17 protein-coding genes and 1 pseudogene are annotated in these 26,211 nt (G+C 75.0%); 7 read left to right on the top strand and 11 right to left on the bottom strand.

Features of this window, described 5'->3' with window-relative positions:
* Nucleotides 1-104 precede the first annotated feature (104 nt).
* On the bottom strand, nucleotides 105-2,837 hold the full coding sequence (locus tag GV126_RS28080; protein WP_159671984.1) for a nitrate- and nitrite sensing domain-containing protein: 2,733 nt from the start codon (nucleotides 2,835-2,837) through the stop codon (nucleotides 105-107).
* A gap of 429 nt (nucleotides 2,838-3,266) precedes the next feature.
* Here GV126_RS28080 and GV126_RS28075 point away from each other — a divergent pair.
* Nucleotides 3,267-3,683 (top strand): annotated as a pseudogene (locus tag GV126_RS28075) (hypothetical protein); the annotation flags it as partial.
* A gap of 42 nt (nucleotides 3,684-3,725) precedes the next feature.
* Here GV126_RS28075 and GV126_RS28070 read toward each other — a convergent pair.
* The 6 genes from GV126_RS28070 to GV126_RS28045 form a co-directional block, all read right to left on the bottom strand.
* Complete coding sequence (locus GV126_RS28070; protein ID WP_159671980.1) at nucleotides 3,726-8,447, bottom strand: coiled-coil domain-containing protein; 4,722 nt, start codon at nucleotides 8,445-8,447, stop codon at nucleotides 3,726-3,728.
* 76 nt (nucleotides 8,448-8,523) lie between these two features.
* Nucleotides 8,524-9,408, bottom strand: coding sequence for a hypothetical protein (locus tag GV126_RS28065; RefSeq protein ID WP_159671978.1), 885 nt, complete (start codon nucleotides 9,406-9,408; stop codon nucleotides 8,524-8,526).
* A 427-nt stretch (nucleotides 9,409-9,835) separates the two neighbouring features.
* Entirely contained in the window at nucleotides 9,836-11,362 is a 1,527-nt protein-coding gene (locus GV126_RS28060) for a hypothetical protein (RefSeq protein WP_159671976.1), read from the bottom strand.
* Between the two features lie 296 nt (nucleotides 11,363-11,658).
* A complete protein-coding gene (locus GV126_RS28055) occupies nucleotides 11,659-12,354 on the bottom strand; it encodes a GntR family transcriptional regulator (RefSeq protein WP_159671974.1) in 696 nt (231 codons plus the stop codon).
* A 243-nt stretch (nucleotides 12,355-12,597) separates the two neighbouring features.
* A complete protein-coding gene (locus tag GV126_RS28050) occupies nucleotides 12,598-14,019 on the bottom strand; it encodes a HEAT repeat domain-containing protein (RefSeq protein WP_159671972.1) in 1,422 nt (473 codons plus the stop codon).
* Nucleotides 14,020-14,344: 325 nt separating this feature from the next.
* Nucleotides 14,345-14,737, bottom strand: coding sequence for an ankyrin repeat domain-containing protein (locus GV126_RS28045; protein ID WP_159671970.1), 393 nt, complete (start codon nucleotides 14,735-14,737; stop codon nucleotides 14,345-14,347).
* 337 nt (nucleotides 14,738-15,074) lie between these two features.
* Here GV126_RS28045 and GV126_RS28040 point away from each other — a divergent pair, with 337 nt between their 5' ends.
* Together GV126_RS28040 and GV126_RS28035 are read left to right on the top strand one after the other, a co-directional pair.
* Nucleotides 15,075-15,269, top strand: a complete 195-nt coding sequence (locus GV126_RS28040; RefSeq protein WP_028423119.1) for a hypothetical protein — start codon at nucleotides 15,075-15,077, stop codon at nucleotides 15,267-15,269.
* 58 nt (nucleotides 15,270-15,327) lie between these two features.
* Nucleotides 15,328-17,019, top strand: coding sequence for an ATP-binding cassette domain-containing protein (locus GV126_RS28035; RefSeq protein ID WP_236570136.1), 1,692 nt, complete (start codon nucleotides 15,328-15,330; stop codon nucleotides 17,017-17,019).
* Nucleotides 17,020-17,168: 149 nt separating this feature from the next.
* Here the strand turns inward: GV126_RS28035 and GV126_RS28030 are convergent, their stop codons facing one another.
* Nucleotides 17,169-18,668 carry an SCO1417 family PLP biosynthesis transcription factor gene (locus tag GV126_RS28030; RefSeq protein ID WP_159671968.1) on the bottom strand — a complete coding sequence of 500 codons (1,500 nt, stop codon included), beginning with the start codon at nucleotides 18,666-18,668 and terminating at the stop codon, nucleotides 17,169-17,171.
* A 113-nt stretch (nucleotides 18,669-18,781) separates the two neighbouring features.
* Between GV126_RS28030 and yczE the strand changes: the two genes are divergently transcribed.
* The 4 genes from yczE (at nucleotide 18,782) to GV126_RS28010 (ending at nucleotide 22,274) form a co-directional block, all read left to right on the top strand.
* Nucleotides 18,782-19,447, top strand: coding sequence for a membrane protein YczE (yczE, locus tag GV126_RS28025; protein WP_159671966.1), 666 nt, complete (start codon nucleotides 18,782-18,784; stop codon nucleotides 19,445-19,447).
* Nucleotides 19,444-20,211, top strand: a complete 768-nt coding sequence (locus tag GV126_RS28020; RefSeq protein ID WP_159671964.1) for a glycerophosphodiester phosphodiesterase family protein — start codon at nucleotides 19,444-19,446, stop codon at nucleotides 20,209-20,211. The genes yczE and GV126_RS28020 overlap by 4 nt, the downstream gene beginning before the upstream one ends.
* A 62-nt stretch (nucleotides 20,212-20,273) precedes the next feature.
* On the top strand, nucleotides 20,274-21,620 hold the full coding sequence (locus GV126_RS28015) for an MFS transporter (RefSeq protein WP_159671962.1): 1,347 nt from the start codon (nucleotides 20,274-20,276) through the stop codon (nucleotides 21,618-21,620).
* 279 nt (nucleotides 21,621-21,899) lie between these two features.
* A complete protein-coding gene (locus tag GV126_RS28010; RefSeq protein WP_003977404.1) occupies nucleotides 21,900-22,274 on the top strand; it encodes an RNA polymerase-binding protein RbpA in 375 nt (124 codons plus the stop codon).
* Between the two features lie 237 nt (nucleotides 22,275-22,511).
* Here GV126_RS28010 and fxsA read toward each other — a convergent pair whose 3' ends face one another.
* From fxsA to GV126_RS27995, 3 genes are all read right to left on the bottom strand, one after another.
* Nucleotides 22,512-23,069 carry an FxsA family membrane protein gene (gene fxsA / locus GV126_RS28005; RefSeq protein ID WP_159671960.1) on the bottom strand — a complete coding sequence of 186 codons (558 nt, stop codon included), beginning with the start codon at nucleotides 23,067-23,069 and terminating at the stop codon, nucleotides 22,512-22,514.
* Nucleotides 23,066-23,911 carry a polyprenol monophosphomannose synthase gene (locus tag GV126_RS28000; protein WP_159671958.1) on the bottom strand — a complete coding sequence of 282 codons (846 nt, stop codon included), beginning with the start codon at nucleotides 23,909-23,911 and terminating at the stop codon, nucleotides 23,066-23,068. Before GV126_RS28000 ends, fxsA begins: the two co-directional genes overlap by 4 nt.
* Nucleotides 23,912-24,539: 628 nt before the next feature.
* Nucleotides 24,540-26,141: an amidohydrolase gene (locus GV126_RS27995; protein ID WP_159671956.1), complete on the bottom strand. Its 1,602-nt coding sequence runs from the start codon at nucleotides 26,139-26,141 to the stop codon at nucleotides 24,540-24,542.
* Nucleotides 26,142-26,211 lie beyond the last annotated feature (70 nt).

Below are 26,211 nucleotides of genomic sequence, written 5' to 3'. Positions count from 1 at the left end.
AGGGAGAAAAATCGGATGCCGGCTTCTGCTTGGAAAAAAAAAAAAAAAAAGACGACAAGTGCTCGAGCACACTTCTGTTCGCCATGCATCTCTGGAACATGCACCTAGCGTGCACATACATCGGGGCTCGGCCCGTCGCCGTCCGGACCGTCGCCGCCCCCGCTGCCGGCGTCGAGCGCGGCCGGGCGGGCGCGCCGCGCGAGGGCGGCGGGCTGTTGCGGCCCGGAGTCCGCGGGCGGCGGTGACGGCGCGGCGCCGGGATCCTGCGGGGTGTCCTCAAGGGGCACCGCCGGTCTCAGGGACGCCGCGCCGCGCCGGCGGCGCGGCAGCGGGGCCGGCGGTCCGGGTTCCGGCTCGCCGCCGCCCGCGGAGGGCACGTCGGCCGCCGACAGACCCCGGCCGGGCTGCCCGGCCCGTCCGCCCTGCTCCGTGCGCTCCGCCCCCGCGGGCTTCGCCGCCTGTCCGCGCTTGCCGGGCTCGTCCGACTTCCCCGATGCCCCGGGCTTCTCCGGCTTCTCCCTGACCGGGCGTCCGTGGGAGCTGACCAGCTTGGGCGTCCGCCGCCGGGGCAGCGGTACGGGCACGTCCGGGCCCTCGTCGTCGGTGGTCCCGCCGGAGGCACCGTCCAGGCCGCTTCCACGGCGGTCCTCGGCCGGGGGCCGGGGGCCGGCTCGGTCCGGCTGCGGCCGGGCCGGCGCCCGGCGCGGGCGGAACAGTCCGCCGTTGTCACCGTCCTCGTCACCGAGGACGGCCGGACCCCACTCCTCCACGGCGTCCAGATCGACCGGCGCCTCCAGCTCCACCGGTCCGTCCAGCAGCGAGACAGGCAGCCCGGGAAGCCGGACCGGCGCCTCGGCCAGGGTGGCCCCGCGGCCGTCCTCCCGCTCGGCCTTACCGGTGAGCCGGGGCCGGTCCAGCCGGAAACCGACGCCGTTGGTGTCGGGGACGTCGTCCGTCAGCAGCGCGTCGGGGATGAACACGATCGCGGTGGTGCCGCCGTACGGGGACGGCTGGAGCGAGACGCGGACGTTCTGCCGCTGGGCGAGCCGGCTGACCACGAACAGGCCGAGCCGGTCGGTGTCGGACAGTTCGAACTCCGGGGTCTCGGCCAGCCGGAGATTGGCGTCCAGCAGGGCTTCGGCGGTCATGCCCAGGCCCCGGTCGTGGATCTCCAGGGTGAACCCGTTGGCGACCCGCTCGCCGAGGACCTGCACGGCCGTGTGCGGAGGGGAGAACACCGTGGCGTTCTCGAGGAGTTCGGCGATCAGATGGGTCAGGTCGGCGACGGCCGGGCCGGTGAGGGCGACCCGCGGCAGCCGGCGGACCTCGATGCGGTCGTAGTCCTCGACTTCGGCGACGGCGGCGCGGACGACGTCCATCAGCTGCACGGGTTTGCGCCACTGCCGGGACGGCGCGGCGCCGGAGAGGATCACCAGGCCCTCGGCGTGCCGGCGCATGCGCGTGGTCAGATGGTCGAGCCGGAACAGGTCGGCCAGTTCCTCGGTGTCCTCGGTGCGGCGTTCCATGGCGTCGAGGAGGGTGAGCTGCTTGTGCAGCAGCACCTGGCTGCGGCGCGCGAGGTTGACGAAGACCTCGGAGACGCCGGCGCGGAGCTCGGCCTGTTTCACGGCGGCCTCGACGGCGGCCCGCTGCAACGTGTTGAGAGCCTGGCCGACCTCGCCGATCTCGTTCTTGTCGTAGGCGAGGCGGGGCACCTCGGTCTCCACGTCGACCTGTTCCCCGGCGGACAGGCGGCGCATCACCGCGGGCAGGCGGACGCCGGCCGCCTCGTGGGCCTCCCGGCGCAGCCGCTTGAGGTCGCGGACGAGGTCACGGCCGATGCGCACGGACAGCGGGAGGGAGATCAGCAGGGCGAGCAGACCGAGCACCCCGGCGACGGCCGCCTTGGTGATGACCCTCATCGCGACCGGGTGGACGCGGTCCTGGTAGCGGTCCTCGGCGTGGTCGTCGAGGGCGGCCAGGTCCGCGAGGGCGTCCGCGGCGGCGGTGTCCCAGCTCTTCGCCGTCACCTCGCGCGGCAGGCCGGAGCTGGTCGCGGCGGCCGCCTGCTCGGCCGCGCGCAGCGGGGCGGAGGTGGCGTTCGCCCAGAAACGCTGGTAGTGGCCGCGTTCGGAGGCCGGCAGCAGCGGCAGGCTGACGTCGTAGAGCAGGGAGCGCTGGGCGACGAGTTCGGCGACGGCGCGGCTCTCGTCCCGGGTGAGGGTGCCCACGACCAGGGCGGAGCCGAGCAACGCGTCCTCGCGGGAGAGCAGTTCGCGGGCGCGGCCGAGGTCGACCAGCGCGTGGTACTGCTGGTTCAGGTTCGCGTCGTCGGTGACGTGCAGCCCGGCGAGCAGGTCGTAACAGGGGCCGACCAGGCGGTTGTACAGGTCCAGTGCCTGCGCCCGGTCGACGGTGCGGTCCTCGACGCTGCGGCGCAGGGCGCCGATGCCGTCCAGGGCGTCCAGCACGGCGGTGAGGCGTCCGGTGCCGCCGCTGCCGAGCGCGTCACGGACGCCGGTGTCCTTGGCGTTGTGGCGCAGCCGTGCGACGGCCTCGTCGGTGGCGGTGCGGCTGCGGCGCAGCGCGGCGAGGCTGTCGGAGGCGCGGGGGTCGGCGAGCAGGACGAGGCTCTGCCGGCGCTCCTGCTGCAGGACGCGGACAGTGTCCTCGGTGGGGTAGGCGACCTTCTCGACCACGGACGAGGTGTCGAACAGCCGGGCCGCCTGGCGTCCCGTGATCACGGTCGCGAACGCCCAGACGGCGGTCAGGGACAGCAGCGGCACGAGCAGCAGCGCCACGATCTTCCTGCGGATGGACTTCCCGCGAAAGCGCATGGCCTCCCCCAGCTCGACCCCCTCCGGCCGGGGGTACACCTGTGCGTCAACAAACGGCGCGAGCCTACTACCGACCCACTGGTAACTCGAAGAGCCGACCGGAGCGCGAACTTCCGTTCCCGGCCGCGACGCAGGGCGAGTTGTCCCAGCATGGCGGGAGTTGCTGCCCGGAAGACGGAGGTGACGGACAGATCTCGACGCCGGGGACCTCGTGATCGTTTGGCCGATATCTTTCGGCGGGCGGGAATCTTCACGATCTCCCGTTCGTCCTTCCCCATGGGACATCGGGACGCAAGGAGCCACTGGAGCCGCGTCCCGTACCCGGTCGGCGTAAAAGGGCGCAAGGCGGGCAGTCACTGGGGGAGCCGGTGCGGGGACACCGGGGGCGAGTGGTCTGCCGGCGGTGGGGAGTGACACATGCGGGGCACGGAGGAACGGGCCGAACAGCCCTCGGCCTACAGACCGTTGTGGGTGGAGGAGCCCGCGCGGCGGCGCAGGCTGCCCGACCCCGTGCGCGAGGCGGCCGTGCGCGCGGTGCTGATCATCGCCGTGACGCTGATTCAGGCCGTGGTGGCGTTCCTGTGCACCATGGCCGGGTCGTGGCTCGCCTTCCCCATGGTCCTGTGCGGCGTGGCCAGTACGGTGGTGGCCACCTGGGCGGCGCTCGACGTCTGGGTGACCCGCCAGGTGTGGGCCCAGCGCGGCGGCGTGGTCTCGACGCCGAGCAGCACCGCGCGAGCACTGCGCCGCGAACGACGCCGGGCCCGGCGTGCGGCCCCGGCTGCCGCCCCGGCCGAGGCGCGCATACGCCGGCGGGGCGGCACCGGCCGGCTGTCACACCCCTAGGCACCGTCGTCCGGCCCCCGGTCAGGGTCGACCGGTCCCCCGTCAGGCCGGGCGCTTGAACATCCGGGTCGCCGTGATCTCGCTGTGCACCGCCTCTCCCTCCGGGGTCGGCTGCGGCAGGCCCGGGCGCAGGTGCTCCTCGACGCTGATGTACTTCAGCCCGGCCCTCAGATCGGCGTCGTTGCGCAGCCGGATCACCAGCGGGAACTCGGCCAGCGCCGTGGTGTCGAACAGGCCGGTGGTGTACAGCAGCTGGACGCCGAGCGCGTCGGCGACGGCTCGCTGCAGCTCCAGCAGGTAGGTCGCGTTGGCGCGCCCGATGGGGTTGTCCAGGAACAGCGTGCCGGCGTGGCGGTACCGGTCGTGGCCGCGGTCGTTGCTGCGCAGCGCCGCCATGGTGCAGTACAGGGCGATGGCGGCGGTGAGCAGCTGGCCGCCGGAGAACACATCCCCCATCTGCCCGACCGGGACGCGCTCGGCGCGCAGCACGGCGTCCGGCTTGAGGATCTCCACGGCGACGCCCTTGGGCTGGAGGGCGGCGGCGACTCCGCGCAGCAGCAGGGACATCCCGTCGCGGCGCAGGTCGGAGTTCTTCCGCACGGCGGCGCGGGTGGCCTCGTCGATGACCTCGCCGAGCCGCTCGGTGAGGGTGGCCTGGTCGGGTTCCTCGAAGCGGATGCGCAGGAACTCCTGTCCGGACCACTCGCCCAGGCCCTCCGGCAGCCGGGACAGGCGCTGCGCCGACCGGAGCGTGGCGAGCGCGGACTCGACCAGGCCGCGCAACCGGTCCACGATCGAGTCCCGGTTGCGCTCCAGCTGGGCCAGTTCGTCGGTGAGGACGCGCAGGCGCGGCGCGAAGGCGTCCGCCCACCGCTGGGCGTGGTCGGGCAGGGCGGAGGCGGGCAGTTCGCGGATCTGCTGCCGGGCGGGGGTGCGCACCTGCTCGTAGCGGGTGGAGTTGGCGTGCCGGACCAGGACGTCGCTCGCCTCGCGCACGGCGGTCTCGGCGGCGGACAGGTCGGCGGCGCAGCCGCGCAGCGAGCGGCGGGCCTCGGCCGCCGCCTGCCGGGCCGCCTCCGGGCTGCCGGGGTAGGGCTCCGGCTCGTCCTGCTCCTCCTCCCCGGCCGGCTCGCGCAGCAGGTCGCGGAGCATGGCGGCGAGTTCGTCGAAGCCGCTCGCCGCGTCCTCGGCCGCCCGGTGGGCCTCCAGCAGCTCGCCGTGCGTCTGCCGGGCCTGCGTCAACGCCTCGGTACGCGAGGCCAGTTCGGCAGTGGCGGTGCGCAGCAGGGCCTGGGCGTGGTCGGCGTCGCGCGGCACCATGTCCTCGGGCAGGTCGGTGTGCGCCTCGCCGTCCTCGGGTGCCAGCCGCTCGGCCTCGCCGCGCAGCCGGCCCAGCTGTTCGCTCGCGGAGGACATACGAGTTTCCAGCAGCTGCACCAGTTCCTCCGCGCGGGCGGCGGCGGCCTGCCGGGAGGGGCCGTCGGAGCCGTCGGGGGACTGCAGGAGCTGTTCGGCGCGGGTGCGGACCTTGTTGCTGAGGCGGTCGAGTTCGGCGCGGGCCGCGCTCTCGTCGCTCTCCGCGCGGGCCTGTTCGGCGCGCAGGTCGGCGCCGACGCCGACCTTCTCGTACACCTGGGAGGCGGCGCGGTAGGCCTCGCGCAGGGCGGGCAGGGACGCCTTCGGCGCCTGGGCGTCGGCGTCGGGCAGGTCGTCCGGGGCGCCGGCGATCTCGGAGCGTTCGGCGCGCAGGGCGCGGGCGGTGCGGCGGGCGTCGTCGGCGGCGCGCTGGGCGGCCCGGCGGTCCTCGTCGGCGGCGCGGGCCCGTTCCAGGCACGCCTGGGCGCGGGCCTCCGCCTCGGCGGCCTCGTCGGCGAGTTCGCGCAGCCGGGCCTGCCAGCCGGCGCGCTCGCGCAGCCGGAAGGCGAGCCCGGCGAGGGCGTCGGCGGCGCGGCGGGCCTTTTGTGCGGCCTCCTGCCGCTCGTCGCGGAGCTGGGCGGCCTCGGCGGCGGCCTCCTCTGCCTCCGCCTGCGCGGTGCGGGCCTCGGCCAGCTCGGCCTCGGCTTCCTCGGCGAACGCGCGGGCGGCCCGGGCGGCCTCGGCGAGTTCGGCCAGCCGTCCGGCGGGGCAGCCGGTGCGCCAGGAGGCGAGCCGGGCGGCCAGTTCGCGGTCCTTGCCGAGCCGGGCGGCGAGCCGGCGGATCTCCTCGTCGCGCTCGGTGGCCCGCGCGCGCAGCGCCTGCCGCTCCTCGTCGGCGGCGTGTTCGTCGTGCATGGCCGGGTTGGGCGGGACCAGGAAGACCTCGCCCTCGCCCGCGTCGGCCGCCGGGGCGGGGGCGAGCAGGGCGGCCGCGGTGCCCACGGCCACGGCGGAGCGGGGCAGCAGGGCGGCGTCGGCGAGCGCCTCGCGGGCCCGGGCGTGGGTGTCCGGGTCGGTGATGATCACGCCGTCGACGAGTTCGGGGCGGGCGGCCAGCACGCGCGCGTGGTCGGCGGGGTCGACGGCCTGGGCGAGGTAGCGCCAGCCGGGCAGGGCGGGGATGCCGTGCTCGCCGAGGAACTCGACGGTGGCCAGCACGTCCGGGCCGGGCGGGAGCAGCCCGCCGTCGCCGAGCGCGCCGAGGATCCGGGCGTCGTCGGCGGCGGCGGTGCGCAGCTCGAACAGGTGCCGCTCGGCGGAGGACACCGCGTCGTCCAGCAGAGCGCGCAGTTCGTCGGCGAAGCGGTCCAAATCCTCCGGGGTCAGGGGGCCCTCGGTCAGGGGGCGCGGGCGGCCGTCGGCCGCGGGGCCGCTCGTGGGCGTCCCGGCCGGCTCGGCGGCGCCTTCCGCGCCGGCCGCCGTACCGTGGCCGGCCTCGCCCCGGGTGCCGTTCGCGCCGTCGGACGCGGCGCGGGGACCGGGCACCGCGGGCCGTGCGGCCGCGCCGGGCAGGCTCAGCAGTTCCGCGAGCCGTTCCTCGGCCGCCAGGGCCTCGGCGAGGCGCCGTTCGGCCTCGTAGGCCCGCTCGGCCGCGGTCGTCGCGTCGGCCGCGCGGGCGGCCGTCAGCTCGGCGCGGGAGGCGGCCGCGGCCGTCTCCCGGGCGTGTTCGGCGGCCTTGCGGGCGGCCTCGCGGGCCTCGTCCCAGGCGGCGACGGCCGTCTGTTCGGCGTCGCTGGCGGCCAGCGCGGCGCGGGCCGGGTCGGCGTCGGGGGCGCTGTCGTCGAGCCAGCCGGCGCGGACGGCCTCGGCGGTCTCCTGCTCGACCTCGGCCAGCCGCTGCCGCAGGTGGCCGGCCTCGCTGCGGGCGCGCTGGGCCTCGGTGGCCGCGGCGGTGGCGTCCCGGTGGGCGCTCTCGCTCATCTCCTGCAGCTGCGCGGAACGCTCCTCGCCCTCGTTGGCGAGGTTCTCGGCGCTCTCGGCGGCCGCGTGCAGGGCCCGTACGAGGTCCACGGCGGCCTTGGTGCGGGCGGCGAGCGCCGGGGCCGCGTCGCGCTCGGCCTCCTGGATGGCGGCGGAGACGCGGGCCACGCGGTCGGCGGCGGCGCGGTGGCGCAGCACGGCCTCGGCGGCCTGCCAGGCGGAGTGCAAGGTGCGCGCGTCGGCCAGTTCCCGCTTCTGCGCGGCGGCGGACTTCTCGGCGGCGGCCAGCGCCAGGGAGGCGTGCCGGTAGGCGAGTTCGGCGGCGATCAGGGCGCTGCGTTCCCGGGCACCCTCGCACTGGGTGACGGCGTGCGCGGCGGCGGTGACGCGCTGGGCGAGGTCGGCGGCCCGTACCCGCTCCTGCACGGCGCGGGCGGACAGCCGCCGGGCCAGGGTGCGGGTGCGCCGCTCGGCTCCGGCGTGCACGTCCCGGGCCCGGCCGCGGGCCTGGGCGGCCTCGACGATCCGGCCGAGCAGCTCGACGGACCCGGCGGTGAAGTCGCGTTCGGCGATCAGTTCGGCGCGCCGGCCCCGCTTGTTGCCGAAGCCGCTGACCAGGTCGGCGAGGCCGTCGGTGTCGCGGGTGTCGGTGACGGCGCGCAGCAGCAGGTCGGTGAAGTCGGAGTCCTTCTTCACCGCGAACAGACCGGCCGCTTCGCCCTCGTCGGCGTTCATCTCCCGCTGGTAGCGGAAGAGTTCGGGGTCCAGGCCGAGGTCGCCCAGGTGCTCGGTCCAGCGCTCGTGGATCTCCTCCCAGTGCACCTCCAGGTGCGGGTAGGCCTTGCCGGCCTCGGTGAGCGCGTCCCGGAACCCCTTCATGGTGCGGCGCCGGCCCCGCGCGCCGGAGGTGCCCTCGGCGGGCGGCCGCATGGACGTGGCCTCGGCGACGGGCAGGTTGTCCAGGGTGAGGCCGGGGCCGGGCCGGAAGGAGTACCAGGCCTCGGCGAACTTCCGCGGGTCGTTGGAGACCTGGCGTCCGCGCCACTCGCTGACCTTGCCGACGACGACGCACTCGCCGGTCTGCACGTGCTGCCACTCCAGCGCCACGTGCCCGCAGTCGTCGGCGAGGAGGAACTTGCGCAGCACACCGGAGCTGGCACCGCCGAGGGTGTTGCGGGGGCCGGGCAGCATCACCGAGAAGATGAGCTTGGGCAGGACCGACTTGCCGCCGCCGTTCTCCAGGAACAGCACACCGGCGGGGGCGGGCCGGCGCGGCGGGCCGGCCGGCTCCTCCTCGAAGAACTCCCCCTGCGCGGGCGCGGGTTCGGGCACCGGCTCGCCCACGCCCCGCAGGTCAAGCACGGTGTCGGCGTAGCGCGCACCGGCAGGCCCGATGGAGTAGAGGCGGACCCGGGACAGCTCGTACATGGCGGCCTCTCGTCAGTCTTCTTGCAGATCGGGGTGGTTCGGGGACCGCGGCCCACGGGCACGGGCCCCCAGGGGGTCAGGACGGCGTGTGGAACGGCAGCCCGGCCTCGGCGACCAGTTCCAGGTCGTCGGTGTCCTCGGCGGGCAGCAGGCTGGGGGTGCCGTCGGTGACCGGGACGACGCCGAGTTCCAGCAGCTCGGCCAGGGCGGCGCTGCCCGCCATGTCGCGGACCTGCAGCTGGTAGCGGGCGGTGGTGCGGTAGGTGCCGCCGCTCTCGTCGCCGGTGCGCTGCAGGAACCCGGAGTCGGTGAGGAACGCCAGGGCCTTGGCGACGATGCCGGTGGTGGAGGCGGCGGGCCGGCGCGCGTCCTTGGTGGCGCCGGTGGCGCTGCGCCGCGCCCAGACGCGCCAGGCGGCCTCCAGGCCGGGGGCGTCGGTGGCCGGGTCGGTGTTCTCGCCCTGCTCCTCGGCGCGTTCCTCCAGGCGGCGGCAGGCCTGGCGGACGAAGGCGTCGACTCCGTTGACCGTGACCCGGCCGACGTAGCCGTCGTCGGCGAGGTCCTCCGGGCGCGGGAACGCCAGGGCGGCCACCGCGAGATGGGCGAGTCCGTGCAGGAAGCGGTCGCCGGAGTCGGCGGCGGCGCGCCGGGCGTAGTCGCCCATGCGGACGGCGAACACCGAGTCCTCGGCCGCGGTCACCGCCATGCCCGCGCGCGGGGACACCTCCAGCACGACCAGTCCGAGACCGGCGGCCACGGCGTCCGCGAGGCGGGCGAAGGCCGGGTCCTCGCGGTGGCGGCGCAGCAGGTCGGCGTACTCCTGGTCGCGGGCCGGCTGCAGTTTGGGCTGCAGGCCGAAGGCGACGAGCCGGGCCGCGTCGGCGACGTCGGCGGGCGTGACGGCGGCCGGCGCGGCCGCGCCGCCGGTGTCCGGCTCGGTGCGGGCGACGTGCTCGGTCACGGGCACAACCCCTTGTGCTTCGGGGGGGGGCTGAGGGCGCGGGCGCGGCTGAGGGCGAGTGAGGCGGACGGAACGCGCGCGACGGTGCGACGCGCCGACGCGCAGCGGCCGCCGGGCCGACGGCGGTTGACGCCGCCTCCGAACGGAGTGCGGGCGACAGCGGTACCCGCCGAGGCGGTGCTGCCGCCGGGCCGACGGGGACTCACGCCGCCTCCGGACGGAACACGGGCGACGGTGCGACGCGCCGGCGTAGTGCGGCTGCCGGAGCGATCGCGGTGGATGCCGCCTCCGAGCGGAGTGCGGGCACCCGAGCGGCCCGCCGACGCGGTGCGGCTGCCCGAGCGACCGCGATCGACGCCGCCTCGGAATTCGACACGGGCACCGGCGCGACCCGCCGACGCGGGGCGGCTGCCGGGCGGGCGCGTGGTCATGCCGCCTCCGTCCGGTCGGCGGCCATGCCGGCCGCGTCCAGCAGCGCCGTGCCGACGATGAGGTCCGCGCCGCCGAACTCGGGGTCGTCCAGCTCGGTGCCGTCGTCCACGGCGAACAGGAGCTTCTCCTCGCCCTGGCGGTAGGCGGTGCCGACCGGCGGGCTGGCGGCGTGCACGGCCAGCAGGGCGACGAGATACGGCAGGGCCGGGTCCTGGTCGCGGGCCTGCGCGAGCAACCCCGACAGCCGGCGGGGCGCGTCGGCCGGCAGGTCCAGCAGTTCCATGGCGGCGGCCAGTTGCTCCTCGCTGAACCGGCTGTCGTCCGGCGTGGCGATCAGGTCGGGCTCGGGCATCTCCGCGCCGAGGTGTTCCCGCTCCACGGGCGGGGGGAGCAGGATGTCCACGAGGTCGCCGAGGCGTACGGCCACCGGCGTGCGCAGGCCCGTGCCGTGGGCGAAGAACGCGTCGGTGACGCGGATCGCCTGTTCCAGCGGCAGCGGCAGGGGGGGCGCGAGCAGGTGCCCGTACAGGTCCGTGCCCGAGGTGGCGGCCGGCGTGGCGAAGGCCTGCCGGTCCTGTTCGGCGCGGAAGAGGGGGCCGGCTTCCAGCAACCGGGACTGCAGTTGGGTGTGGCGGCGGATGCAGTCCTTGACGATGTCGACGAGTTCGGCGGCGCGGCGCTTGTGCTCGGGGTCCTCGGACTCGTCGCGGGCCTTGCGGATGTTGGTCAGGATCGCGTTCTCGTGCCGGTAGCGGTCGGCGACGTGGTCCAGCGCCTCGGCGATCATGTCGGGTACGGCGCTCAGCCAGTCCACCGCGCGGACGTTGCGCCGGGTGGCCTCCAGGGCGCGGCGCAGGGTCTCGGAGTACTGCACGGTGCGGTAGCGGGCCTGTTCGGCGGCGAGCTGGGCGTCGGCCAGCCGGCCCCGGCTGATGAGCACCTCCAGCTTGACCTCGGCGGCGATCTGGGCGCTGGTGACGTCGGTGTCGAGGGCGCCGACGAGGACGTTGACCGCTTCGTCGGTGGTGCGCAGGTAGACGCTGCCGCCGGGGCCGGGGACCTCCTCGATCAGCTTGAAGTCGTAGTCCCGGCGCACGTAGGTGCCGTCCGGGGCGAACGTGCCGTAGACGGCGCGGAAGCCGCGGTCGACGCTGCCGACGTTGATCAGGTTCTCCAGGACCCAGCGGGCCACCCGCTCGTGCTCGGCGGCCGGCCGCTCGGGCGCCTGGGCGGCTACGCGCGGGACCAGCCGGGCCACGACCTGGTCGTGGTCGGCGCCGGTGTCGAAGTCCATGTGGAGCGTGACGAGGTCGATCGCGGCCAGGGCGATCTCCGCCATGCCGTACACCGTGTACTCGCCGGCGAGGTTCGCCTTGCGGGCGTCGAGGTCGTGCAGCGGCGCGGTGCAGGCGAGCGCGCGCAGCCGCCGCGCCAGTCCTTCGTCGGCGGCCGGGCCCGGCGCGGGCCGCGGCCCCGCGCTGAGCTGGGGCGGAACGCTGTCCGTCGATGCAGGCGAAGTCACGGTGCACAGACTAGGTCCTCGGTCTGACAACCACCCAAACGGCACAGAGGGACCCCGGCCACGAGGGCGCGCACCGGCCCGGCGCACCGCGCCGCCGCGCCCTCCACGGCGGGTGTGTCAAGCGCCTTGGCCGACGCGCCGCCGCGCCCTGCGCGGCGGGTGTGCCGGGCGTCTTGGACGACGCGCCGCCGCGCCGACCGCGGCAGGTACGTCACACACCCCGACCGGCGCGCTGCCGGGCCGGCCCCGGCGGGTTCCTCAGGCGCGCCGGCGCGCGTCCCGACCGCGGCGGAGCCTCACGCGCCCTGGCCGACGCGTCGCCGGTAGACCTCCACGACCCGTTCCAGTGACTCGTCGAGGTAGACCGCGAGCTGTTGCTCCGCCTCGTCCCGGCGCCCCTCCTGGAGGGTCTGCAGGAGCTGCTGGTTGCGGGCGAGGTAGGGCTCGTGCAGCCCGCGCGGGTCGTCCACGACGTGGAAGGCCAGGCGCAGTTCGGCGAAGACGCTGCGCATCAGCTCGTCGGTGCGCTCACTGCCGGCGAGCGCCACCAGCGCGCGGTGGAAGTGGATGTTGGACGTGCCCAGCGCCTTCCAGTCGCTCTTGCGGGCGGCCCGCCGCCCCTCGGCGACGGCCCCGGCGACCTCCTCCAGGGCGTAGGGCGGCTCGCCGAGGCCGCGCACGACGGCGCACTCGACGAGGCGGCGGGTGCGGTAGATGTCCTCGACGTCCTCGACGGTGAGCCCCCGCACGAACACGCCGCGGTTCAACTCGTGGACGAGCACCCGCTCGTGGGTGAGCAGCCGGAACGCCTCGCGCGGGGTGTTGCGGGAGCCCCCGAGCGCCCCGCCGATGCTGTCCTCGGACAGGCGGGTGCCGGGCGGGAAGTAGCCTTCGGAGATACGGCTCCTGAGGATGTCCGAGACCCGCTCGGCGGTGCTGGTACGGCCCAGGAGGGCGCGGTCGTCGGCCAGTTCTCTCAGGTGCTCAGCCATGCCGGAATTCAACCGCATCGCGTGAGAACGAAACAACAGGGGTATCGCGGGATCGTTCAACGAGCGGCTGGAATCGTTCGGCGAACACGCCTTTGACTGGCCCCGGGGCCCGCCGCGGCACCGCGCCCAGCCGCGCGCGTCGGCCGCGCCACCCGGCGCCGGCGGGTCCGGGCTCAGGGCAGGCGCCGGCCGCGTCACCCCCGGCGACGCGGCCGGCGCACGGCGCGTGCGAGCGCAGAGCCGTCAGGCGATCGGCAGGTTGTCCGGGCCGATCCGGCTGCGGACGGCCGTCTGGACCTCCGCCTCCTCGGCGGGGTCGGCGGCCAGCCGGCGCAGGCGTTCGACGACGCGGTTGTCACCGGTCTCGGCGTACCGGGCGGCGAGTTCGCGGGTGCTCTCCTCGCAGTCCCAGAGGCATTCGACGGCGAAGCCGGCCGCGAAGGAGGGGTCGGTGGCGGCGAGCGCGCGGGCGGCGCGGCCGCGCAGATGGGAGGAGGCGGTCTCCCGGTAGATGTGGCGCAGCACGGGTGCGGCGCAGGCGATGCCGCGCCGCCCGGTGCCGTCCACGAGGGTCCACAGGGTGGGGGCGTCGGGGCCTTCGCCGCGGACGGCCTCGCGCAGCGCGGCGCGGACGAGGTCGCGGTCCTGGACACCACCGCGGCAGGCGAGCATCCGCCCGGCGGCGGCCCCCAGCGGGTCGGGGCGGCGAGCCCAGCCGCGGGCCCGGTCCACGGCCGCGACGCTGCGCATGCGTTCGAACGCCGCCACGGCGGCCTCCACGACGGGGGCGGGGCCGTCGGACACGGCCGCCTCGATCAGCTCCAGGGCGACCGGGTCGTTGCCGTCGGCGAGGTAGCGCAGGGCGGTGCAGCGGGCGGCCTCGGTGCCCTCGCGGGCGGCGCGCACGATGGCGCCGCGGTCCTCGGGGCCGGCCACGGCGGCCAGGCAGCGCGCCGCGGGCACGTGGAGCGCGGCGCCGCGTTCCAGGCCCTGCTGGGCCCAGTCGAACACGGCCTGCACGCTCCAGCCCGGGCGGGGCCCGGTGGGGCGCAGCTGCCGCCGCCAGCGGTCGAAGCAACCGGCCTCCTGGGCGGCACGCACGCGCGTGGCGATCGACGGGCGCGCGTCCTCGGCCCACAGCCGCCACGGGCGCGGTTCGAAGGCGTCGCGGACGGCGGCGGCCAGCTCGGCCTCGCCCTGGGCGTCGGCGGCGAAGCGCGCCAGGACGGGTTCGGCCAGGGCGCGCAGCCCGGCGTCGTCGTCGCGGAGTGCCAGCTCGTCCAGGGCCCAGGCCCAGTTGGAGCCGGTGGCGGCGTATCTGCGCAGCAGCGCGAGGGCGTCGCGCCTGCCGTAGGAGGCGAGGTGGCCGAGGACGGCGAGCGAGAGCCCCGTACGCGACTCGTCGGTGTCGAAGGCGTCCTCGGGATCGAACAGGTGGGCCTCGATCGCGTCCAGTCCGCCGCCGAGGTCCAGGAAGAGCCGGGCGTAGTACAGGGAGCGGTTCTCCACCTGCCAGTCGTGGCGGGGGTCGTGCAGCACGCAGTGGTTCAGCGCCGCCAGCGCCTCGGCGCGGGGGGCGGTGAGCGCGTGCAGTGTGCCGTCGCCGCGGCCCCGCTGGAGGAGGCCGAGCAGCGTGCCGCTGGGCGCTATGACCGGATCGAACATGGGAAACACAGCCTCACATCAAGCGTCGACGCAACCGGGAACCACGCACTACCTGGCCGCGTGACAACACGTCGGGGCGCCCGCCGTCTCTTGCTTGCTGTAGACCATGTTCCTCTGCCTCTCGTCGGTGGCCCAGGCGGACCGCATCACGGCCCGCGCGGTGCGGCAACACCTGCCCAGCCATCGCGTCCGTGAATCACGACGTCATGATGACCCGGCGTCCGCGCCGCCGCGACCGAAATTTCCGGCGGCCTCGCACCGCCTCCCCCGTTGTCGTCGTCGTGGCTGGTCAAGGGGCCGTTTCAGCTGCTCACGGCCCGTGGCGTCATTCTTGGCCGAACAGCTTCAGCAGCTCGCTGCGGCCGAACATCCTGGCCGTGTCCAGGGCCGAGGGCGTGCCCGCGGTGGGGTCGGCGCCGCCCTCCAGCAGCGCCTCGATGACCTCCTGCTCGCCCTTGAAGACCGCTCCGGCGAGGGGTGTCTGACCGCGGTCGTTGACGCGGTCGGCCTCGGCGCCGCGGGCCAGCAGGGCACGGACGGTGTCGGCGTGGCCGTGGTAGGCGGCGAGCATCACCAGGGAGTCGCCGCGGTCGTTGGTCAGGTCGGCCGGGACGCCGGCCTCGACGTAGGCGACGAGTGCCTCGGTCCGCCCCTGCCGGGCCAGATCGAAGATCTTGGTCGCCAGCTCCACGACCTCGGGGTCAGGGGCTTCACTCATGGCGTGGGGACCGCCTCTCACTGCGTACGTCGGGGACTGCGGGGAACTGTGCGGAGGCCCGCGGGGGGCCAAGCGTACGACCGTGAGCGGGCGCGGCCGTACGGGTGAACCGCCAGGGTACTGGCTCCAGCGGCCGGGTCACCCGGGGTGCCGGGGGTAAAGATCACGGCAGATCGGGCCGGGCGCAACAGGGCCGGGCGTCCGTCCCCCTGGTCGACTCCACCAAGCGGTGGAAATCGAACGAATCTCACCCGGTTGCACCTTTTGTCATATGGATACATGCTGTGATGCTGGAAGGACTCAGGGTGATTGTCCCCCTCGACACCAGGAGATTCCCATGATCCTCTCCGTCTCAGGCGTGATCCTGCTCGGCACGATCGTCTTCATTTTCTTCCGCAAGGACGGACTGAAGCCCTCGCACATGTGCGTGTCGACCCTGTTCGGTTTCTACCTGGCGAGCACGGCCATCGCGCCGAGCATCAAAGCCGGCGGCGAGAGTCTGGCGAGCCTGCTCGGCGGTGTCAGGTTCTGACCCGCCGGACCACCCGAGCGGGACACCCCTCGCCGTACGCATCCCCAAGGAGGCAGCAGTGGCCCGGCGCCCCCTCCCCCGCATCCTCAGCACCGGCGGCGCACAGCTCGCGCGGAGCCGGGAGCTGGCCCGGACGGCCGCCGACAACGCCACGGACGTCCTCCACCCGCTGATCACCATCGCCCGGGGTCTGCGCCGGCTCGCCGCGGCCGGCCGGCGCAGATGGGCCGAGACTCCCAAGGACCGGCGCGGTCCCCTGCTGTTCCTGGTGGGGTCGGTGATCCTGGTCGTGGCGATGATCCCGTACGGACCGCTGCTGGCGGCCGTCGTGGTGACGGCCGCGGCGGCCTGGCAGGGCCGCGACCGCACCCCGCCTCCGCCCGAGGACGCCACCGAGCCGCGCACCCAGCGGCTGGCCGCGCTGTACGAGGCGCTCGTGCCCTACTTCTCGGCCGCCGACGACCCCGACCCGCTGTACGCGCACGGTGGCGCGTGGGAGAAGGCGTTCCCCGCGCACCGGTTCGACGACTCCGGCCGCGTCTGCCACCTGCTGATCCGCTACCCCGCCTACTTCACCGACGGCGAGCCGGAGGCCCGCGCCCGGATCGAGCACCTGCTGGCCGCCAAGGCCGGCCGCGGCCGGGAGTACCTCTTCGCCTGGAACGAGGAGGACAACGAGCTGGCGGTGACCGCGCTCGCCCCGCTGCCCACCGGCATCCCCGCCCAGCGTTTCGTCACCGCACCGGGCGAGACCGTGCTCGGCTTCACCGACCCCAGCGAGGTCCAGCGCACCCTGCCCCTGAGCTTCGGCGAGGAACAGTGCGACGTGCCGCCGGTCGTCTGGCGCACGGGCCTGCGCTCCACCGAGCCGCACCTGCTGGCCCTGGGCCAGCCCGGCAGCGGCACCTCCACCTTGCTGCGCTCGATCGCGCTGCAGGCGCTGCGCCACGGGGACGTGCTCGTCGTCGACGGCGGCGGCACCGGTGAGTACGCCTGCCTGACCGGCCGCGACGGCGTCCTCGCGGTCGAGTGCGGGCTGGCCGGGGTGCTGGCGAGCCTGGAGTGGGCCGCCACCGAGACCGAGCGCCGGCTGATCGCCGTCAACCGCGCCCGGCAGGTGGGCCACCCGCCGCCGGACGACACCAAGCGCCCGCTGTGGCTCCTGCTCGACCGGCCGACCGCGTTCACGCACCTGGCCGCCGCGGACGGGCGCAAGGACCCGCAGGCCCTGCTGCAGGTGCCGCTGCGGCACGGCCGCGCGGTCGGCGTGACGGTCGTGGTGGCCGAGCAGTTCGACAGCGCCGACGCGCTCAGCGACGCGCTGCGGCAGCACACCCGCGCGCGCGTGGTGCTCGGGCCGGCGACGGCGGAGCAGGTCAAGGCCGTCCTCGGCGCCCCGCCGCACACCACGCCGCTCGCCGTCGTGCCTGCCGGGCGGGGCTACGCGCGGCTGGGCACGGGCCCCGTGCACCGGCTGCAGGTGCCGGCGACGCCCGATCCGTACGACGACTCGGTGAGCGAGTCGCTGCGCCAGGCGGTGCGGGACCTGCTGCCGCCCAAGACCACGCCCGCGGACGGCGAGACGGTGCCGGAGGACGACGCTCCGGTGTCGAAGGAGACCGCCGAGGCCGCGGAGGCCGTCGAGGCACCGGTGGCCGCGGAGGCCGAGGCCCCAGAGGCCACGCAGGACCTGGACGCGGCCTTGGACGCCCCGGTGACCTCCGAGGCCGCCGTGGCGGAACGGTCCTGACCGACCGACCGCGGCCGACGGACTGCGGCCTGCCGACCGCGGCCGACCACGGCGGCGGGGTGTGTCACGACGCCCCGCGGACCACCTCGGCAGCCCCGTGGCCCGCTGCCCGCCGCCCGTATGGCCCGCCCGCCCCCAAGGCCCGCGGGCTACGCCACGAACGTGCGGGGCTGCTCGCCGTTGCCCGAGGCGCCCGTGCGGACCAGGCGGGCCGCTGCCGCCAGCCGTGTCGCGGCCTCCTCCGCCACCGCTCCCCCGACCGTGAAGGGCAGCCGGACGTATCCCTCGAAGGCGCCGTCCACGCCGAACCGCGGACCGGAGGGGACGCGTACGCCCACGCGCTCGCCCGCCTCCGCCAGGCGCGAGCCCGACAGGCCGCCGGTGCGCACCCACAGCGTCAGGCCGCCGCGCGGCACCTCGAACTCCCAGTCGGGCAGCTCCCGCCGCACCGCCGCGACCAGGGCGTCCCGGTTCTCCCGGGCCTGCTCGCGGCGCAGCCGCACCGCCTCCTCCCAGCCGCCGGTGGAGAACAGCCAGTTCACGGCCAGCTGCTCCAGGACGGGGGTGCCCAGGTCGGCGTAGGCGCGGGCGGCGACCAGGCTGCGGATGACGTCCGGGGCCGCCCGCACCCAGCCGATGCGCATGCCGGCCCAGAACGCCTTGCTGGCGGAGCCGACGGTGATCACCGTGGAGCCCGCGGGGTCGAAGCCGCACACGCGCCGCGGCATCTCCACCTCCGGCTCCAGGTACAGCTCGCTCATCGTCTCGTCGACGACCAGCACCGTTCCGGCCGAGCGGGCCGCCTCCACCAGGCGGCGGCGCTGGTCCTCGTCGGCGAGGGCGCCGGTGGGGTTGTGGAAGTCGGCGACGACGTAGGCGATCCGGGGCGCGGCCTCGCGCAGCACCTGGCGCCAGCGGTCCAGGTCCCAGCCGGTCAGGCCCTCGGCCATGGCCACCGGCACCAGCCGGGCGCCCGCCTCCCGCATCAGCTGCAGGATGTTGGCGTAGGACGGCGACTCGACGGCGATGCGCTCGCCGCGGCCGCCGAAGAGGTGGCAGATGGCGTCGATGGCGCCCATGGCGCCGGTGGTGACCATGATCTGCTCGGGCATGGTCGGGATGCCGAGCGCGGTGTACCGCTCGGCGATCATCGACCGCAGCGCGGGCAGCCCGGCCGGGTAGTCGCCGTGCGTGTGGGCGTAGGGCGGCAGTTCCTCCAGCGCGCCCTGCACGGCGCGGGTGAGCCATGGCTCCGGCGCCTGCAGGGCCGCGGTGCCCAGGTCGATCATCGAGCCCAGCGCCTCGGGCGGCAGGGGTTCCAGGCCCCGCGCGGGCAGCGGGTTGCCGGCCGGGACCGCGGTCCAGCTGCCCGCGCCCCGCCGGGACTCCAGGAAGCCCTCGGTGCGCAGGGCTTCGTAGGCGGCGGCGACCGTGGTGCGGCTGACGGACAGGGCGAGGGCCAGTTCCCGTTCGGCGGGCAGTCGGGCGGCCACCGGGACGCGTCCTTCGAGGACGAGCAGCCGGATGCCGTCGGCGAGCGCCCGGTAGGCGGGCGGGCGCCGCGTGCCGGGGCCCGCCGGGCGGTCCTGCTGGGAGTTGAGCAGCCGGGCGAGCTGCGCGGCACCCACCGCCGAGGTCCACTGCGCCATATTAACCAGTCCACCTTCCCCGAATTGGCCATGGAGGGGCCTTCCTGCCCTGCCACACAGTGTCACGCACCAGGCCACTTGCACCACCATTCCACCACCAAGGGGGGACCACTGTGTCCGACGCCTCGTCCCGTCCCGGCCACCTCGTGCGGCGACTCGCCCAGCTCTACGCCGGTCTCGCGCTGTACGGCGCCAGTTCCGCCCTCCTCGTGGCGGCCGGCCTCGGCCTGGAGCCCTGGAACGTGCTGCACCAGGGCATCGCCGAACGGACCGGGCTGAGCATCGGCGTGGTGTCGATCGCCGTGGGCGCGCTGGTGCTGCTGCTGTGGATACCGCTGCGGCAGCGCCCCGGTCTCGGCACGGTCTCCAACGTCTTCGTCGTGGGCATCGCCATGGACGGCACGCTCGCCGTGGTGCCCGACGTCCACGCCCTGGCGATGCGGATCCTCCTGCTCGTGGCGGGCATCGTGCTCAACGGCGCGGCGACGGGGCTGTACATCGCCGCCCGCTTCGGGCCCGGCCCGCGCGACGGGCTGATGACCGGGCTGCACCGGCGCTCGGGCCGCTCGATCCGGCTGATGCGGACCGTGGTGGAGGTGGCGGTCGTCGTCACCGGGTTCGTCCTCGGCGGCACGATCGGGATCGGCACCGTGCTCTACGCGGTGGCGATCGGCCCGCTGGCCCAGCTGTTCCTGCGCGTGTTCGCCCTCCAGCGGGCCGCCGACGCCACCGTGGCCGTTGCCCCGGGCACACCCGAACGGGTGATACTGCGTCCGTGACCACGCCCGTACGCCACCCGTTCCTCGACCATCCCGGTCCCCTCCCCTTCGCGCACCGCGGCGGGGCGGCCGACGGTCTGGAGAACACCGCGGCGCAGTTCCGGCGCGCGGTCGCGGCCGGGTACCGGTACATGGAGACCGACGTGCACGCCACTGCCGACGGCCGGCTGGTCGCCTTCCACGACGCCACCTTGGACCGGGTGACCGACGGCTCGGGCCGGATCGCCGACCTGCCCTGGGCCGAGGTGCGGCACGCGCGCGTGGCGGGCCGCGAGCCGGTACCGCTCTTCGAGGAGCTGCTGGAGTCCTTCCCTCAGGCGCGCTGGAACGTCGACGTCAAGGCGGAGCCCGCGCTGCGCCCCCTGCTGGAACTGATCGAGCGGACGGGCGCCTGGGAGCGGGTGTGCGTCGGCTCCTTCTCACAGGCGCGGGTGGTGCGGGCGCAGCGGCTGGCCGGGCCGCGCCTGGCGACCTCGTACGGCACGCGCGGGGTGCTGGCGCTGCGGCTGCGCTCCTGGGGGGTGCCCACGCTGCTGCGCCGCTCGGCCGTCGCCGTGCAGGTGCCGATCGCGCGCTCGGGGGTGCCGGTGGTCGATCCGCTGTTCGTCCGCGCCGCCCACGCGCGCGGGCTGCAGGTGCACGTGTGGACGGTGAACGAACCGGAGGTGATGCACCGGCTCCTGGACCTCGGCGTCGATGGCATCATGACCGATCACATCGACACACTGCGCGAGGTCATGGAGGACCGGGGCGTCTGGGCCTGAAGAACCGGCCGGGGCCGGGCCCGGCGCCCGCGCGGCATCCTGGGCGGGAGGCGAGAGCGCGGGTGGGCAACGGCACCGTGCGGGCACAGGCGGACGCGGAGGGCGCCGACCGGCGGCGCGAGCAGCGCGGCTGGTACTTCTACGACTGGGCCTGCTCGGTCTACTCGACCAGCGTGCTCACCGTGTTCCTGGGCCCCTACCTCACCTCGGTGGCGCGTTCGGCGGCGGACGCGGACGGATTCGTGCACCCGCTGGGGATCCCGGTGCGGGCCGGGTCGTTCTTCCCGTACTGCGTGTCGGTGTCGGTGCTGCTGGCTGTGCTGCTGATGCCGATGGCGGGGGCGGCGGCCGACCGCACCGGCCGCAGGAAGCCGCTGCTGGCGGCGGCCGCCTACACGGGCGCGACCGCCACGGCGGGCCTGTTCCTGCTGGACGGCGACCGGTATCTGCTGGGCGGGGCGCTGCTGATCGTCGCCAACGCCTCGGTCGCCGTCTCGATGGTGCTGTACAACGCCTACCTGCCGCAGATCGCGCCGCCCGAGGAGCGCGACGCGGTCTCCTCCCGCGGCTGGGCCTTCGGGTACGCGGCCGGCTCGCTGGTGCTGGTGGCGAACCTGGTGCTGTTCACCGCCCACGACTCCTTCGGCGTGTCCGAGGCCATGGCCGTGCGCATCTGCCTGGGCTCGGCGGGGCTGTGGCGGGGCGTGTTCACGCTGGTGCCGCTCAGGCGGCTGCGCGACCGGCGCAGGACGGGCCCGGTACCGGCGGGCCACGGCTGGCGGCAGCTGGCGGCCACCGTCCGGGACATGCGGGGCAAACCGCTCACCCTGGCCTTCCTGCTCGCCTACCTCGTCTACAACGACGGCATCCAGACGGTGATCTCGCAGGCGTCGGTGTACGGCTCCGAGGAGCTGGGACTGAGCCAGTCCACGCTGATCGCGGCGGTGCTGCTGGTGCAGGTGCTGGCGGTGGCGGGCGCGCTGGGCATGGGGCGGCTGGCGCGGGCGTACGGGGCGAAGCGGACGATCCTCGGGTCGCTGGTCGCGTGGGGGGTCGTCCTCGGTGCCGGGTACTTCCTGCCGGCCGGGGCTCCGGCGTGGTTCTTCGTGCTCGCGGCCGGGATCGGGCTCGTGCTCGGCGGCAGCCAGGCGCTGTCCCGGTCGCTGTTCTCGCACCTGGTGCCGCCCGGCCGGGAGGCCGAGTACTTCTCGGCGTACGAGATGAGCGACCGCGGCATGAGCTGGCTCGGGCCGCTGCTGTTCGGTCTCACCTACCAGCTGACCGGCAGCTACCGGGACGCCGTCGTGTCGCTGGTGGTCTTCTTCGCCCTGGGGTTCGTGCTGCTCGCGCGGGTGCCGGTGCGGCGGGCGGTGCTCGACGCGGGCAATCCCGCACCCGAGAGGATTTAGCACTCGGGGCGAAAGGGCTGTAGTGTACGCCTTTGGCCTGCCAGGCGTACCGTTACTGCGCGTCAAAGATGCCGAAACGCTGGGTGACATCTCCTAGCAGATGTGACAAACCGGGCGCCGGTGGGTACTGCACTGGTTGACAAGGCTGCGGCTACGACGGCGACGCATGACCCGGAACGGGACATCGGAACGGGAATCTTTACCGCCGACCGGACGTTGACCGGATGACGACGACAGCGACACCTGTCCTGTGGGCGACCAGCCCGGGAGGCACGATTCATGAGTGAGCGAGCTCTTCGCGGCACGCGCCTCGTGGTGACCAGCTACGAGACCGACCGCGGTATCGACCTGGCTCCGCGCCAGGCCGTGGAGTACGCATGCGAGAAGGGCCACCGTTTCGAGATGCCCTTCTCGGTCGAGGCGGAGATCCCGCCGGAGTGGGAGTGCAAGGTCTGCGGGGCCCAGGCACTCCTGGTGGACGGCGACGGCCCGGAGGAGAAGAAGGCCAAGCCGGCGCGTACGCACTGGGACATGCTGATGGAGCGGCGCACCCGTGAGGAACTCGAAGAGGTCCTCGAGGAGCGCCTCGCCGTTCTGCGGTCCGGTGCGATGAACATCGCCGTCCATCCGCGGGACAGCCGCAAGAGCGCGTAGTCCCCGCCGGGGGCTCGGCCGGTTGTCCGGCGCACGCCAGTAGCCGCGGGCGCCGTACGTCTTGAGGGACGTGCGGCGCCCGCGGCTTTGTCGGCTTCGCCTGCCTTTTCTGCTTTGTCGTCGCTCGGGATCGCCTCCGGTTCCGGGGCGCCGTCCCCGTCCGGGCAGTCCCCGGATGCGGGCGGTCCTCGGCCGGGCGGGGAGCTGCGCCCCTCGCCCGGCTGCGGCCGGCGGTCCTCACCGTGTCAGCGGCGGGTGCTGCTCGCGCGGGCCCTCCCCCGGCTCGTCCCTGATCACCTCGCCCTGGACCACTTTGCCGTCGGGGCGGTGCGTCCGGGCCCACCGGAAGGCGTCGCCCAGCGGGCCCGCACCGGCTCCGCGGAGCCTGCGGTCGACCGTCCGCTCCGCGAACCGGCCCACGACCCGCTGGACCGGCGGGATCAGCAGGAGCAGGCCCACCGCGTCGGAGATCATGCCGGGGATCATCAGCAGCAGACCCGCCAGCATCATCAGCCCGTTGCCCCCGCGGCGCGCGGAGGGAGCGCCGCCGCGCTGCAACGCGTCGTTGAGGTTCTGGAAGGCGCGGCGGCCCGCCCGCTTGATCACCACGCCGCCGGCCACGAAGGCGGCGACCAGCAGCAGGAAGACCGTGAACCCGCTCGCCGCTCCGGCGACCAGGGTCAGCAGCCAGATCTCCAGCACCAGCCACGCCGCGACACCCAGCGGCAGGTACCTGCGCAGCCGGGAGCGCGGGGGCCGGGCGGAGTACGGGGAGGTCGAAGCGCCTGTCGTCATGCTCCCAGTGTGCCGGGCGCAGGCTCAGGGCCGGATAAGGCCTCCCGCTGGGACGTGCCGCCCTTGCCGGTGATCCGGGTCCCCCGCTCCCCGACCCCCCACGCGGTGACCCGCCACAGCGCCTCGACGAGGATGTCGCGGCTCATCTTGGAGTCGCCCAGTTCCCGCTCGACGAAGGTGATGGGGACCTCGACGACGTGGTAGCCGGCCTTCACCGCACGCCGGGCCAGGTCGACCTGGAAGCAGTAGCCCTGCGAGGCGACCTCGTCCAGGCCCAGGCCCTCCAGCGTCTCGCGCCGGAAGGCGCGGTAGCCGCCGGTGATGTCCCGCAGGGGCAGGTCCAGGGCGAGACGCGAGTACAGGCTGCCGCCGCGGGAGATGAACTCGCGGCCCTTGGGCCAGTTCACCACGCGCCCGCCCGGCACCCAGCGCGAGCCGAGCACCAGGTCGGCGCTCTTCAGGGCGGTCAGCAGCCGGGGCAGTTCCTCGGGCTGGTGCGAGCCGTCGGCGTCCATCTCGACCAGCACGCCGTAGTCGCGCTCCAGGCCCCAGCGGAAGCCCGCGAGGTAGGCGGCGCCCAGGCCCTCCTTGCCCTGCCGGTGCAGAACGTGGACCTGCTCGTCCTCGGCGGCCAGCTCGTCGGCGAGCTTGCCGGTGCCGTCGGGGCTGTTGTCGTCGGCCACCAGGACGTGCGCCTCGGGAACGGCCTTGCGCACCCGGTCCACGATGGCCTTGATGTTCTCCGCCTCGTTGTAGGTCGGAATGATCACCAACGCCGTGCCGAGCGGGCCGAACCGCCTCTCCTGGCCCCGAGCCGCGAGGGTGCCGTCGCCGTCGTTCACTGCTGCCCCTTCATGTCCATACGCAGGGGACCACCTTAGTGGCCACGGCCTGGGGGGATGTGTCACCACGGTCCTCCGGTGGTGTCGATGCCACAAGAGCGGGGCAAAAAGGCCCTTCTCGGCCGGGCACTTCGCCCGGTCGGCGCTTCTTGGGCCGGGAGCTTCGCCCGGACGGGCACGTCCCGGCCCGGGTCCGAGGGCCCCGGTCCGGGTCCGGGTCCGCCGCCTGCGGATGGGGGCCCGGTGCCCTTCGGGCCGACCTGGGACCCGCTGGCTGCGGGTCGACCGAAAGCCGTTGTCTACTGAGCGCCCGGGCCCCACCCGGGTCACACCTTGCCGACCGTCCGGAACGTCTTCCCCGCCGACGCGGGCGCTGCGCCTGGCTCCCGTGACGGTGACCCGGTGCGGCACACCGTCCCTGACCCAGCGGCACTGCGACGCGGGTACGGAAGTTCCCAGGTCGGGCGTCCGGTGGTGGACCCGGCAGAACCTACCGGCCCCCCGCCGTCGCCTGTCAAACAGCCACCCGGCCCGCGCGGAGGACCGCTCCCGGCGTATCGACGCCAAGGACGCGCAGGTAGCGCGACAGGACACCGGGAGAAGATCGTCTCCGCGCCGCCCGGGCAGATCACTCGCCCGGCCGTACGAACACCGTCCGCCCGCCCACGACCGTCCGCAGGCAGACGGGCAGGTCACGGCCCGGGCTGAGGTCGGGCAGCCCCGGAGTGCCCGAGCGCGGGTCGGTCGACCAGCGCGCCACCCGGTCGTCGGGAGCCTGGACGACCAGTTCCCCGGTGCGCCACACGGCGTAGTCCGCGGGCGCGCCGGGCACCAGGACACCCGCGTCGTCCCGGCCGATCGCCCGCCAGCCGCCGCGCGTGTGCGCGGTGAACGCGGCGCGCACCGAGACGCGGTGCTCGGGGGTGCGGTGGAAGGCCGCCGCCCGGACCGTGCCCCAGGGGTCCAGCGGGGTGACGGGGCTGTCGGAGCCGAAGGCGAGCGGGACACCGGTGCGCAGCAGGGCCGCGAACGGGTTCAGCGTGCGGGCCCGCTCGGCACCCAGCCGCTGGGCGTACATGCCGTCCGCGCCGCCCCACAGCGCGTCGAACGCGGGCTGCACGGACGCCGTCAGGCCCAGATCGGCGAAGGCCTCGATGGTCTGCTGCGTGAGCATCTCGGCGTGCTCGACGCGGTGCCGGGCCGCGCGGATGCGGGCCAGGCCCACCTTCTCCGCGGCGGCCCGCATGCCCTCGACGACCGCGCCGACCGCGGCGTCGCCGATGGCGTGGAAGCCGGCCTGGAGACCGGCCTCGGTGCAGGCGACGACGTGCGCGGCGACCGCGTCGGCGTCCAGGTGGGCGGTGCCGGTGTGGGCGGCGTCGGCGTAGGGGGCGTGCAGGCAGGCGGTGTGCGAGCCGATCGAGCCGTCGACGAAGAGGTCACCGGCGGCGCCGAGCGCGCCCAGCTCCCGCGCCTTGTCGACGTCCTGTTCGGCCCAGTAGCCCACGACCCGCGGACCGGGCTCCTCCGCCGCGATCCGCAGCAGGCCGGTGAAGTCGTCCTCGCAGGAGATGTCCGGCCCGCCGCACTCGTGCACCGTCCCGATGCCCAGGGAGGCCGCGTGGGCGAGCGCGGCGCGCTGCGCCTCGGCCCGCTGGGCGGGGGTGATCGCGCCGAACGCCACCGCGCGCACGGCGTGGTGGGCGTCGCCGGTCAGCGGGCCGTCGGCCGCCGTCGCACCGGGCACCAGGTCGAGCAGCGCGGTGGTGACGACCGCGGAGTGCACGTCGATGCGGCTGAGGTACAGGGGGCGGCCGCCGGTGGCCTCGTCCAGTTCCGCGCGCGTCGGCGGGCGCCCGCCGGGCCAGCGCGCCGCGTCCCAGCCGTGGCCGAGCAGGACCCGGTCGGCCGGGCGGGCGGCGGCGAACTCCCGCACCCGGGCCAGGGCGGCCTCCAGCGTGGGCGCGTCGGACAGGTCCAGGCCGGTGAGCGCCAGGCCGGTGGCGGTGGTGTGCACGTGCGCGTCGGTGAACGCCGGGGTGACCAGGGCCCCGTCGAGGTCGATCACTTCCTCGACGCCGTCCGCGAAGGCGTCGGCCGCGCCTTCGGAACCGACCCAGGCGACGTGCCCCGCCTCGACGACCATCGCCGTCGCGAACGGGTCGGCGGGGCTGTGGATCTCCCCGCGGCGGAGGAGGACGGTACGGGGTTCGGCGGTGCGCTCACTCATGCGCACCAGTCTCGCGCGTCGCACGGCCGGCCCGGCACTCAGGGCGGGCACAGCGGGCGCCGCGTCGAGG

Source organism: Streptomyces mexicanus, from assembly GCF_902506575.1.
GTDB classification, from domain to species: domain Bacteria; phylum Actinomycetota; class Actinomycetes; order Streptomycetales; family Streptomycetaceae; genus Streptomyces; species Streptomyces mexicanus.
The sequence above is the reverse complement of the archived record's forward strand: the minus strand, read 5'-3'. Positions and strand labels throughout refer to the sequence as shown.